Source organism: Paraburkholderia edwinii (assembly GCF_019428685.1).
Lineage (GTDB): Bacteria > Pseudomonadota > Gammaproteobacteria > Burkholderiales > Burkholderiaceae > Paraburkholderia > Paraburkholderia edwinii.
Genome location: NZ_CP080095.1, coordinates 3,678,585 through 3,690,581, shown reverse-complemented (window position 1 = coordinate 3,690,581; position 11,997 = coordinate 3,678,585). Strand labels below are relative to the sequence as shown.

12 protein-coding genes are annotated in these 11,997 nt (G+C 58.8%); 9 read left to right on the top strand and 3 right to left on the bottom strand.

The features are described from left to right. Positions 1–4: 4 nt before the first annotated feature. From rfbA to rfbD, 3 genes are read left to right on the top strand one after another with little or no spacing between them, the layout of a single operon-like run. Positions 5–898: a glucose-1-phosphate thymidylyltransferase RfbA gene (rfbA, locus tag KZJ38_RS16290; protein ID WP_219797186.1), complete on the top strand. Its 894-nt coding sequence runs from the start codon at positions 5–7 to the stop codon at positions 896–898. After that, complete coding sequence (rfbC, locus tag KZJ38_RS16285) at positions 883–1,434, top strand: dTDP-4-dehydrorhamnose 3,5-epimerase (protein WP_219797184.1); 552 nt, start codon at positions 883–885, stop codon at positions 1,432–1,434. Before rfbA ends, rfbC begins: the two co-directional genes overlap by 16 nt. An 8-nt stretch (positions 1,435–1,442) precedes the next feature. Further along, positions 1,443–2,342, top strand: coding sequence for a dTDP-4-dehydrorhamnose reductase (rfbD, locus tag KZJ38_RS16280; protein ID WP_219797182.1), 900 nt, complete (start codon positions 1,443–1,445; stop codon positions 2,340–2,342). Positions 2,343–2,364: 22 nt separating this feature from the next. Here the strand turns inward: rfbD and KZJ38_RS16275 are convergent, their stop codons facing one another. The 3 genes from KZJ38_RS16275 to fcl are packed head-to-tail and all read right to left on the bottom strand — an operon-like array spanning position 2,365 to position 5,217. Further along, the gene (locus KZJ38_RS16275) at positions 2,365–3,477 is read right to left on the bottom strand and encodes a glycosyltransferase family 4 protein (RefSeq protein ID WP_219797180.1); all 1,113 of its coding nucleotides are present in this window, start codon (positions 3,475–3,477) and stop codon (positions 2,365–2,367) included. Between the two features lies 1 nt (position 3,478). Next, positions 3,479–4,228: a glycosyltransferase family 2 protein gene (locus tag KZJ38_RS16270; protein ID WP_219797179.1), complete on the bottom strand. Its 750-nt coding sequence runs from the start codon at positions 4,226–4,228 to the stop codon at positions 3,479–3,481. A gap of 5 nt (positions 4,229–4,233) precedes the next feature. Continuing rightward, positions 4,234–5,217: a GDP-L-fucose synthase gene (gene fcl, locus KZJ38_RS16265; RefSeq protein ID WP_219797177.1), complete on the bottom strand. Its 984-nt coding sequence runs from the start codon at positions 5,215–5,217 to the stop codon at positions 4,234–4,236. A gap of 330 nt (positions 5,218–5,547) precedes the next feature. Here fcl and rfbG point away from each other — a divergent pair, with 330 nt between their 5' ends. From rfbG to KZJ38_RS16235, 6 genes are read left to right on the top strand one after another with little or no spacing between them, the layout of a single operon-like run. Beyond that, positions 5,548–6,732, top strand: a complete 1,185-nt coding sequence (gene rfbG, locus KZJ38_RS16260) for a CDP-glucose 4,6-dehydratase (protein WP_219797175.1) — start codon at positions 5,548–5,550, stop codon at positions 6,730–6,732. Further along, on the top strand, positions 6,729–7,640 hold the full coding sequence (locus tag KZJ38_RS16255; RefSeq protein WP_219797174.1) for an NAD-dependent epimerase/dehydratase family protein: 912 nt from the start codon (positions 6,729–6,731) through the stop codon (positions 7,638–7,640). Before rfbG ends, KZJ38_RS16255 begins: the two co-directional genes overlap by 4 nt. Positions 7,641–7,644: 4 nt before the next feature. Further along, complete coding sequence (locus tag KZJ38_RS16250; RefSeq protein ID WP_246641502.1) at positions 7,645–8,631, top strand: glycosyltransferase family 2 protein; 987 nt, start codon at positions 7,645–7,647, stop codon at positions 8,629–8,631. Between the two features lie 16 nt (positions 8,632–8,647). Beyond that, a complete protein-coding gene (gene rfbF, locus KZJ38_RS16245; RefSeq protein WP_219797172.1) occupies positions 8,648–9,424 on the top strand; it encodes a glucose-1-phosphate cytidylyltransferase in 777 nt (258 codons plus the stop codon). Further along, the gene (locus KZJ38_RS16240) at positions 9,424–10,467 is read left to right on the top strand and encodes a lysylphosphatidylglycerol synthase transmembrane domain-containing protein (RefSeq protein ID WP_219797170.1); all 1,044 of its coding nucleotides are present in this window, start codon (positions 9,424–9,426) and stop codon (positions 10,465–10,467) included. Before rfbF ends, KZJ38_RS16240 begins: the two co-directional genes overlap by 1 nt. 27 nt (positions 10,468–10,494) lie before the next feature. Continuing rightward, positions 10,495–11,832 carry an NAD(P)/FAD-dependent oxidoreductase gene (locus KZJ38_RS16235; protein ID WP_219797168.1) on the top strand — a complete coding sequence of 446 codons (1,338 nt, stop codon included), beginning with the start codon at positions 10,495–10,497 and terminating at the stop codon, positions 11,830–11,832. Positions 11,833–11,997 lie beyond the last annotated feature (165 nt).

The following is an 11,997-nucleotide window of genomic DNA, read 5'->3' as shown; positions in this document are numbered from 1 at the left end:
GCGAATGGCACGCAAGGGAATCATTCTCGCGGGCGGTTCGGGTACGCGGCTGTACCCGATCACGCATGCGATCTCAAAGCAACTGCTGCCGGTGTACGACAAGCCGATGATCTACTATCCGCTGTCCACATTGATGCTGGCCGGCATACGCGAGGTGCTGATCATCTCGACGCCGCAGGACACGCCGCGCTTTGAAGCGATGCTCGGCGACGGCAGCCGCTGGGGGATGTCGCTGCAATACGCGGTGCAGCCGTCGCCGGATGGGCTCGCGCAGGCGTTCGTGATCGGCCGCGAGTTTATCGCCGGCGATCCGTGTGCGCTGATTCTCGGCGACAACATTTTTCATGGCCACGATCTCGCGCGGCAACTGCGCGAAGCGAATGACCGCACCGATTGTGCGACCGTGTTCGCGTATCACGTGAACGATCCGCAGCGTTATGGCGTGGTCGAGTTCGACGACAAGATGCGCGCGGTGTCGATCGAGGAAAAGCCGGCGGAACCGCGTTCGTCGTATGCGGTGACGGGGCTTTATTTCTACGACCCGGATGTGTGCGATATCGCCGCCGGGATCAAGCCATCGGCGCGCGGCGAGTACGAGATTACCGACGTCAATACGCGCTATCTGCAAGCGGGCAAGCTGCAGGTCGAGATCATGGGGCGCGGCTTTGCGTGGCTCGATACGGGCACGCACGATTCGCTGATCGATGCGGCCACGTTTATCGCGACCTTGCAGAAACGCCAGGGCCTCGTGGTGGCGTGCCCGGAAGAGATCGCGTACCGGTACGGCTGGATCGACGCGGAACAGGTGTTGAAGCTGGCCGAGCCGCTGGCGAAGAACGACTACGGGCGTTACCTGAAAAACATTCTGACGGACAAGGTGGTATGGCAATTACGGTGACGGCGACTGCGCTGCCTGAGGTCAAGCTCATCGAGCCGAAGGTGTTCGGTGACGCGCGCGGGTTTTTTCTCGAAAGTTTCAATGAGCGCGAGTTTGTGGAGAAGGTGGGCGTCGAGGCCCGCTTTGTTCAGGACAACCACTCGCGCTCGGCGAAAGGCGTGCTGCGCGGCATGCACTATCAGATCGAGCATGCGCAGGGAAAGCTGGTGCGCGTAGTGGCGGGCGAAGTGTTCGATGTTGTCGTCGATATGCGCAAACGTTCGCCGAATTTCGGCAAGTGGATGGGCCTGCATCTGAGTGCGGAGAACCATCGGCAGTTGTGGGTGCCGGCCGGGTTTGCGCATGGGTTTCTGGTGCTGTCGGAGACGGCGGACTTTCTCTACAAGACGACCGATTATTGGTATCCCGAACATGAGCGGTGCTTGCGCTGGAATGATCCGGGTGTGGGAATTCAATGGCCGATCGAAGGCGAGCCGGTGATGGCGGAGAAGGATAAGGCCGGCAAGAGCCTGAGCGAAGCGGATCTGTACGCCTGAGGCCTGCCATGACTGATTCGACGACGCATCGAACGATTCTTGTGACGGGCACGAACGGGCAGGTTGGTTATTCGCTGCTGCGATCGCTGCAGGGTCTGGGCACGCTGGTCGCAGTCGATCGTCACGCACTCGATCTCGCCAACCCCGATCAGATTCGATCGGTTGTGCGCGACGTGAAGCCCGCGCTTATCGTGAATCCCGCCGCGTACACAGCGGTGGATCAAGCCGAGTCCGATCCGGAGGGCGCACACCGGATCAACGCAATCGCGCCGGGCGTGCTGGCGGAGGAAGCGAAGGCGCTTGGCGCGCCGCTTATTCACTACTCGACGGACTATGTGTTCGACGGCGCAAAAGAAGGTGCCTACGTCGAAGACGATGCGACGAATCCGCAGAACGAATACGGCAAAAGCAAGCTGGCGGGGGAACGCGCGATCGAGGAAGTGGGCGGCGCGCATCTCGTGTTACGCACGAGTTGGGTCTACGGCCGGCGCGGCAAGAACTTTCTGCTGACCATGCTGCGCCTCGCGGCGGAGCGGCCCGAACTGCGCATTGTCGCGGACCAGTACGGCGCGCCGACCTGGTGCGCAACCATTGCGTCGATGACGGCGCAGGTTGTCGCGCAAGGATTCGGTGCCGAGGATCCGCGGCAATGGTGGACTGAGCGATCCGGCACATACCACCTGACCGCATCGGGCTCGACATCGTGGTGCGGTTTTGCGGAAGCGATTTTCGAGCTTGCGCGGCTCGACGCGAAGCCGAAAGTCACACCGATTGCGGCGTCCGAGTATCCCGTTCCCGCCAAGCGTCCGACGAACTCGCGGCTATCGAACGACAAGTTCGCGGCGATCTTCGGCCTGCGTGCGCCGGACTGGCGCGACGCACTCGCGCTTTGCCTCGAGACAGCCTGAGCCGATCGAAGCGGTTTCAGTTTCAGCGGCGTTCAGCCGCGACACGCCGATACAGATCGACATACGCATCCGCCATCTTGTCGGCGGTAAACATCTCGCGGAAGCGCGCCCGCGCACCGGCGCCCAGCCTTTGCGCCAGCGCCTCGTCATTCCAGATGCGGTCGATGGCCTCGCGCAACGCGGCGGGATTTTCCGGCGGCACGACGAGACCTGTTTCGTTCGCGACATTGACGTACGACGTGCCGGTGCCGATCTCGCACGAGATAAGCGGCTTGCCGTACATCGCGCCTTCGAGCAGCGAGATGCCGAACGCTTCCGAGCGCAGATGCGACGGAAAAACGAGGCTATGACACAGCGTGAGCAGCGCGAATTTGTCTTCGTCGGGCAGCGCGCCGACGAAACGCACATGCCGCAGCGAGAGCGATTCGGCCTGCGCCTTGAGCTCGGCTTCGAGCGGCCCGCCGCCCAGAATGACGACGTCGTAGTCGGAGCCCTTCAGTGCGTCGAGCAGCACGTGAAGCCCCTTGTAGTAGCGCAGCATGCCGACGAACAGCAGAAACTTCGAGCCGACACGCCCGCGCCATTCCGCGAGCTTTGCTTCACTTGCCGCCGGGTAAGCCTGCTCGTTCAACCCGATCGGAATCACTTCCACCTTGTCCGCGAAGTGCTGCAAAACCGGGCTTGTCTGAACGTAGTTCGGCGAGGTCGCGACAATGCGCGTCACGCTGCCGAGAAAACGCATCATCAATGGCCGGTAGAAGCGCAGCAGGTTTTTCTGTCGAACGATGTCCGAGTGATACGTGACCACCGTGGGCTTGTCCATGCGCGTCAGAAAGTGCGCCATGTCCATGAACGGCCACGGAAAGTGATAGTGGATGACGTCGGCCTGCGCGGACAGCTCTTTCAGGCGAGACAGCGACGCGAGCGAGAACGACGACGACGCGATCTGGAAGTCGAGCCGCGCGCGATAGTGCAGGTGATCGCCGAGGTCGACGGTCGTCGTGTTCCGGCTGACGGTTAGCACATCGCTCGGCACGCCCCGCGCTGCCGAGCCGCTGCAGATTTCCCCGATCAGTTGTTCCACGCCGCCCATCGTATCGGGCTTATAGGTTTTGAAAAAATGAAGAACGCGCATGCTATCGGATCAGGGTCTTCCACCAGACGGCATAGGGTTGGGCCAGCCACCATTTGAGCGGGACATGCCCGTGATGGCGTCGCACCGTCTCCATGGCTTCCTTGTAGTGGAGGCGGCGGTGGATGCGGGTCTTCGTCTCGTCGTGGTTACGGTTGATCGCGACTTCGTCGTCGACAAAACCGAGCGGGCCGCCGTGGCGATAGAGACGCCACCAGAGGTCGTAGTCGAGGGCCATCTTCAGCGAGACGTCGAGCCCGTCGACGGCCGTCCACGCGGTGCGACGGATGATCGATGCGGGCTGCGTGATCGTGCAACGCACGGCCATGCGGCGCACGCTGAACGGCTCGACCCATGCGGCCGTGCGCCGGCCGCTTTTGTCGTCAAGGTGCCATGCCTTGCCGTAGGCCGCGGGCCATGCGGCGTGACGCTCCATCGCGTCGACGAGCTTGTCCAGGCCGCCCGGAAGGAACAGGTCGTCGCTATTGAGCCAGCAGACGTAGGGCGCGCTGCCGCGGGCGATGCCTTCGTTGATGGCGGCTGCCTGGCCGTCGTCCTTGTGGCTGCGCCAGCCGGCCAGACGCGACTCCCATTTGTGGATGATGGAGAGCGACTCGTCGGTTGAGCCGCCGTCCATCACGAAGATTTCGGTTGCGACTTTTTGCGCTGCGATCGATTGCAGCGCTTCGTCCAGATAGCGTCCCTGGTTGAAGGACGGGACGACGACGGTGACGAGGGGTTTCCGTTCGGTCATGGTGCTTACCGTTTTTCCACGCGTGTTTGGCTGCGTGTTTCGCCGCGTGTTTCGCCGTTCAGGAAGCTTTGATACGTAAGCCGGATGCCTTCGGCAAGTGGCGTTTTCGCCTGCCAGCCCAGCGACTTTACCTTGTCGACCGACAGCAGCTTGCGAGGTGTTCCGTCCGGCTTGCTCGTATCGAACGTGAGTTTGCCCTCGAAGCCGACCACGTAGACGACGGTTTCCGCCAGTTCGCGGATCGTGACGTCGGTGCCCATGCCGATATTGAAGAGGCCGGAGTTGACGCCGGACTCCATGAGGAACACGCAAGCATCGGCCATGTCGTCGACATGCAGAAACTCGCGACGCGGCGTGCCTGTGCCCCACACGACGAGTTCCGGGTCCTCGCGCAGCTTCGCTTCGTGAGCCTTACGAATCAGTGCCGGCAACACGTGACTGGTGGCGAGATCGTAGTTGTCGTTCGGACCGTAGAGGTTGGTCGGCATCGCACTGGCGTACCGCGTGCCGTACTGACGGTTGTACGAATCGCAAAGTTCGATGCCGGCGATCTTCGCGATTGCGTACGGCTGATTGGTCGGTTCAAGCGGACCGGTCAGCAGATAGTCCTCGCGGATCGGTTGCGGGCACTGGCGCGGGTAGATGCATGACGAGCCGAGAAACAGCAGCCGTTGGACGCCGGCCTCGTAGGCCGAGTGGATTACGTTGTTCTGGATGGCGAGATTCTGGAAGATGAATTCACCCGGATACGTGTTGTTCGCGTAGATGCCGCCGACTTTGGCAGCCGCGAGAAAGATGTATTCGGGTTTCTCCTGCTTCATGAAGCGGTGCACCGCCATTTGATCGGTGAGATCAAGCTCGGCGCGCGTGGCCGTCAAAATGTTGGTGTAACCGCCCCGTTGCAAGCGGCGCACGAGCGCTGACCCGACCATTCCGCCGTGGCCGCTGACGTAAATCTTTGATGAATGGGTGAGGGGGGATGGGTTCATTGTTCGAGCGTACAGCTTCTTTGTCGGGCATCGGGATTGCGCGGCGTTTCATTGCTTATTGCATCGAGCAAAATCCGGTCCGGAAAGCCGGGACGGGCCGGACAACGAGCCAGATGCGGGCGCCGAATCAAAGACATAATTGTAACATTTCCCTGATAGGCCCAATTCTGATTGGTCATAGTAACGTCACCTGATTTGGACGCTGGCGCCGTACGGGTAAAATGCTGGGGTCACTTGCACGCGCAGGTATACTGCGCACATTTCAAGCGTTTTCACATACGGTGCGATCGCTGCTGGATTTTCACGCGGTCGCCGCTCACGCATTGCGCCATGGTGGCGGTCGACGCTATCGCAGGGCACGTGGATCACGATTATTTAAACAACGCGAATCTGCTGAACTCGTGTGTAGGGAGAAACCATTTGAGTGGGTCAAACTTGCTGGCGTTTGAGAGTGTGCTTTCAGGAAGGCGAATCCTGGTAACTGGACATACCGGATTTACCGGTAGCTGGGCGTGCTTATGGTTGAAGTCGCTCGGTGCTGATGTTGCCGGTTTTTCGCTTCCGCCCGAAACGACACCATCGCTCTATATCGAAGCGGGTTTGTCCAACGACATCGCGGGCACAGAGGGAGATATCGGTGATCTGGCTGCTGTGAAGCGATGCTTTGCCCAATTCCAACCTGAAGTGGTGTTGCATCTCGCTGCACAACCTTTGGTTCGCCGCTCGTATCGCGAGCCGGTGGCGACCTTCGCCGCCAATGTAATGGGCACCGCGCATGTGCTGGAGGCAGCGCGTGAGGTTGCGAGCTGCCGCTCTGTCGTATGCGTGACGACGGATAAGGTCTACAAGAACAACGAGTGGGAATGGTCGTACCGGGAAAACGATCCCTTGGGCGGCAAAGATCCGTACAGCGCCTCGAAGGCAGCGGCGGAGATGGTGATCGACAGTTATCGCCTTTCGTATGGCTCGAACCCTGATCATCCGTTGGGAATTGCGACCGCACGCGGGGGCAACATTATCGGTGGCGGTGACTGGTCCGAGGACCGCTTGATTCCCGATTTTGTCCGAGCAGTAGTCAGCGACGGTTCGATGACGCTTCGTTATCCCGACGCGACGCGTCCCTGGCAACATGTGCTTGCATTGGTTCAGGGATACCTGATGTTGCTTGCAGGCCTCGAGCGCGATCGTGCAAGCTTTTCTCGTGCATGGAACCTGGGGCCTCACGATACCCGTTCGTTTAGCGTGCGGGAAGTGCTTGAGATACTGTCAAAGCATTGGCAAAGACCGACCCTCAATTACCAGGACAACCCCCTTCCCGAGGCGGTTGCGTTGGCGCTCGACAGCTCGTTGGCGCGCAATGCGTTGGGCTGGACGACTCCATGGGACACGGAGCGCGTCGTTCAAGAAACCGCATCGTGGTACAGAGCTTTTTATGCACGCGAGCATAGCGCGCGTGAGCTGTGCCTGAACCAACTCGACGCATGGCGAGCCGGATTGCGAGGAGAGTCTGCGTGAAGGTGTTGTTGACTGGCGGAGCTGGTTTCATCGGCACCAACGTCGCGCGCAAGCTGATCGGGTCGGGCGTCGAGGTTGTCGCGATTGGCCGTCGCCCATGTCCGATAGACGGCGTCGAAAACGTCGTCGTGCCGCGCCTGGACCTGTCTGAGTTTAACGGCGTGATGTCCAGGCACGGCGTGACGATTGTCTATCACCTCGCCGCTGCTGGTGTGCATCCTTCCGACCGCGACCTTTCCGAACTGGTCCGCGTGAACACGCTGCTTCCCGTCGACGTGGTCACCGCTGCAAAAGCACATGGAGCTAAGGCCGTGGTGCTAATGGGCAGCAGCGCCGAGTACGCCGCTCAAGCAGTCACAATGCTCGACGAGAGCATGGCGCTCGAGACGCAACGTATTTATGGTGCGACGAAGGCGGCAGGCGGGTTGGTTGCACTGGCTACCGGCGTTCAGCACCAATTGCCGGTGGCACTGCTTCGGGCTTTCAACATTTACGGCGCCAATGAAGCTGCGCATCGGTTATTGCCCTCTTTGGCATCGAAGCTCGCGCGGCGTGAGTCCGTGGATCTATCGCTGGGCACTCAGGTGCGAGATTTCGTTTACGTGGATGACGCTTGTGATGCTCTCGTTCTGGCAGCGCAGGCATTGATCGACGGTCGCATGGCGACGGGGGCCTATAACGTGTCGACGGGTATTGGAACGCCCGTAGCTGAATTCGCGCGCACGGTTGCTCGCGTTCTACGAGTGGACGAATCGCTATTGCGATTTGGCGCGTTACCTCTCCGCCCGGATGATTTGCCGATGGTGGTGGGCGATCCCGGCCGCATCCAGCGAGCGACCGGATGGCGAGCGGCTTATTCGCTCGAACAGGGGATAACTGGAGCACTTGAAAGGCTGGTGCTCAACTGACCATATGAAAACCTTCAATCCGATGGACTCTGGGCGAGACCTCCCACTTATTTCCATTTCAGTGCCGGTGCTGAACGAGGCCGATAACCTCGACGCACTGTATGCACGTCTCGCGCGGCTAGCCGAGACGATGGTCAACCGTTGCAGGTTGGAATTCCTGTTTACAGATAACCATTCGACCGATTCGACGTGGGAGAAGTTGGCACAGTTGGCCAATTCGGACCCGCGGGTCCGAGCCATCCGGTTTTCAAAGAACGTCGGTTTTCAACGATCGATTCTTGCGAACTACATGCACGCGCGCGGCGATGCCGTGATGCAGATTGATGCCGATCTGCAAGATCCTCCTGAATTACTAGAAAAGTTCTTCGCTCTCTGGAAAGAGGGATATCACGTCGTCTATGGTGTAAGAGAAAAGCGTCCTGAAGGACCTTTGATCAATGCGTTTCGAAAGGTTGGCTACTGGGTGATGGACAAGCTCAGCGATCATCCGATCCCGCGAGATGCGGGGGATTTTCGACTCGTCGATCGGAAGGTCATTGACGCTTTGCAGCGTTACAAGTCGTCGAACCCTTACCTTAGAGGTTTGATCGCCGGTATGGGATTCAGGCAGATCGGCGTGCCGTACGAGAGAGCCGCGCGTGTCGCTGGCTCCAGCAAGTTTGGCGTCGGGCAACTGATCAGGCTGGGACTCGTAGGGGTGTTCAACCATTCTGTGTTGCCGCTCAGGCTCGCAACGTATGGTGGGCTGTTTCTGCTCGGTTTGTCCGCGCTTGGGGCGATTTACTACATATTCCTACGCGCGTTCCATCCCGAGCTTCCGCGCGGACTGGCGAGCATCCACATCCTTGTGCTGTTTGGCATCGGGTTTCAGTCTCTGCTTTTGGGCATCCTGGGCGAGTATCTGCTGCGTATCTATCTCATCTTGCGCGCGGAACCGGTGGCCATTGCCGAAGATACGTTAAATCTCGAGCCCGCAGACATCAAACTTTGAGAATCTTGAGGACACAATGAAAGCAGTGATACTTGCTGGTGGGCTTGGTACGCGCATCGCGGAGGAGTCGGATTACAAGCCGAAGCCGATGGTCGAAATCGGTGGCCGACCGTTGTTGTGGCACATCATGAAGAGCTACGCACATCACGGGATCAAAGAGTTTGTGATCTGCCTTGGGTACAAGGGCTACGTAATTAAAGAGTTCTTTTTCAATTACTATCGACATACGGCGGATCTCTCAATCGACCTCAAGACAGGCGCTCACGAAATTCTCAATACGCAATCTGAGGACTGGAAGGTAACGCTCGTCGATACCGGTGCCGAGACGATGACCGGTGGCCGTTTGAAACGCGTTGCACCGTACGTCGGCAATGAGACTTTCTGTCTTACGTACGGCGACGGTCTGTCAGATATTGATTTGACGGCCGAGATTGCGTTTCACAAAAAGCAGGGGCGCCTTGTGACCGTTGCGGCCGTGCAGCCCCCGGGACGTTTTGGCGTTTTGAATCTGGCGGCGAACAACGACGTATTGAGTTTTGAGGAAAAGCCGAGCGACGAGATCGGCTGGATCAATGGTGGATTCTTTATCGTGGAGCCGCCGGCTATCGACTATGTGTCCGGCGATTCGATGCCTTGGGAACAGGATCCCCTCAAGAACCTCGCACGAGACGGCCAATTGGCCGCTTACACTCACAGCGGTTTCTGGCAGCCTTGCGACACGCTGCGTGACAAGCGACATCTCGAGCAGCTTTGGGACGCTGGACGAGCGCCCTGGGCAGCGTGGACGCGGTAATGAACGAAGAGAAAGAATCAGTAGTTGAGTCTGCAAGCATGGGTCCGAAGCGTGCCGGGGCGTGGAAATCGTGGCTTCGCCAAGTCGTCGGCATAGCGATTTCGATCGTGTGCCTCGTTCTCGTGTTTCGGCGGGTAGACGTAGAGGCCTTGAAGAGCGCCCTTGTCCAGATGCGATGGCATTTTCTGGCAATGGGATTGCTTTCCCTTGCGATCGACTACAGCGTACGCATCGAGCGCTGGGCGGTCATGCTGCGCGCAGCGGGGTCGCAGGTCCGGACGCGGCAATGCATTTCGCCGTTTCTGGGATCCATTACGCTGAATAACGTGCTGCCGCTGCGTGCTGGCGATCTTGTGCGTGCTCTCGTCTTCCCGGCTGCCATTGGTGTCACGCGCGTCACCGCGACCGCCAGCCTTGTATTTGAGCGGCTGATCGACTTGTTGACCCTGTTGCTTGCTCTTGGGCTCGGACTTGTTTTTTCGCCCATGCGATTACCCGAATGGGTCGGCACAACCGTATTGGCTATCGCGATCTGCGGGACAGTTGCGCTGATTGTCGTTGTCTTCTGGAATCGACTGATCGTCTCGTTGCTAGGTTACTTAGGGCGACGCTTTAGCAATACGCGTCTTCAATTTGTTGAAAAGCTACTGGCGGTTGCCGCGTCACTGGTCGAACAACTGGGGATGATGGGAAAAGCGAGAACGTTGGGCCGAGTACTGCTGCTGTCGGCGATCGTATGGGCCGGAGAAGCAGGCTTGTTCTGGTCGATTTTCCAGGGACTGGATATCCCCGCAGGCTATTCGTCCGCACTGACCGTGATGGCCGTTGCCACGTTGTCGACGTTAGTACCTTCGTCGCCGGGCTATGTAGGTCCATTCCATCTTGCGGCGTTCGCGGCAGTGCGCGCACTAGGGGGCACCGAAGGTCAGGCGGCCACATTTGCTGTGCTCGCGCACCTGTCTCTCTGGCTGCCAACGACGATTGCCGGCGGCATCGCGATCCTCGCGAATCCCAAGCTGTTCTCCGCTGGCTCGCGCAAATAGATACCGATTAAAGAACCGGATAATTTGATGAATCAGCAATATGACGTCGTGATTGTGGGCGCCGGCTTTACGGGCCTGACTGCCGGACTTGCTCTTAGTCGAGCGGGCCGGAAGGTATTGATTGTTGAGAAGGACGCCACTCCAGGCGGCCTCGCAGGGACGTTTCAGTTTCGCGATGGCGTGACGATCGAGAAGTTCTATCATCATTGGTTTAACAACGACGAGTATGTTCCGCGACTGGTGAAGGAGCTTGGTCTTGAGGGCGAGATTGTGACGCTGCCTTCGCGCACAGGCATGTACTTCAGCGGAAAGATGTGGCGGTTGTCGACACCGCTCGATCTGCTCAAGTTCACGCCATTGTCGTTGATTGATCGAATTCGTCTGGGTCTTCTTGTGTTCAAGGTGCGGAAGATCAAAGACTGGCGAAGCATCGAGCACTTGACGATTCGTGAGTGGCTCGAACCGCTTTGCGGGAAAACGGTTTACCGGGTTGTTTGGCAGCCGTTGATTGATGCCAAATTCTCCGTGTTCGCCGAGGCGATCAACGCTGTCTGGTTTTGGAAGAAACTTGTCTTGCGCGGTAGCACGCGCGATAAGAGCGGTGGCGAGCAGTTGGCCTATTTCCGCGGCGGATTTGGCCGGCTCGCGGAGGCGATGTCGAAGGAAATCGTCAAGCTCGGTGGGGAAGTTCGGTATAACACGGGCGTCCGCGGCGCCAAGGCGACCAATGGCCAAATTGAAGCGCTGCAGCTTGATGGCGAAGACGTCGTTGGCCGTCAATATCTGTTCACGCCGGCGTTTCCAGTGATCGCCAATATTCTTGATCCGGTTGCAAATGGTGATTGGACCAAGTCGCTTCGTCGCGTGAACTATCTGGGGAATATGTGCCTGGTTCTTGAAATGGACCGGAGCTTGTCGGATACCTATTGGCTCAATGTTAATGACCCGGGCTTCCCGTTCGTCGGCGTCATTGAGCACACGAACTTCGATCCTCCCGCTAACTACGCAGGCAACCATATCGTCTTCCTGTCGCGCTATATCGCGACTGCGGACCCTGTGTGGAAGTACGACGATGAGAAATACTTGTCCTACGCGCTTGAGCATCTGAAGCGCATGTTCCCGGAAATGCAGCGGTCGTGGATCAAGGAGTTCCGGCTGTGGCGTGCTGACTATGCGCAGCCTGTGACGGAGAAGGACTACTCCTCGTATGTGCCGGGGCGGAAGACTCCGTTCTCCAATGCGTTGATATCGACGATGGCGCAGATTTATCCGGAGGATCGCGGGACGAACTATGCGATTCGGGAAGGTGAGGAGGTTGCGGAGATGATTAATGGCGAGCTGGGCGACAGTTACCGTATATCGTGAATCGGGCAGGCTGCGTCGCGCGACTCTGCTGGTTGGCGACTACGCTATCGCCGTATGCTCTCCGGCCGGCAAATGATACACAAGCGATTTCTCTATGCCGTTACTAGCGTAATTTGCTGCGCTTTGCTCCTCAGCCACTTTGGGCGCTTCTTCGAATTGAGTGGC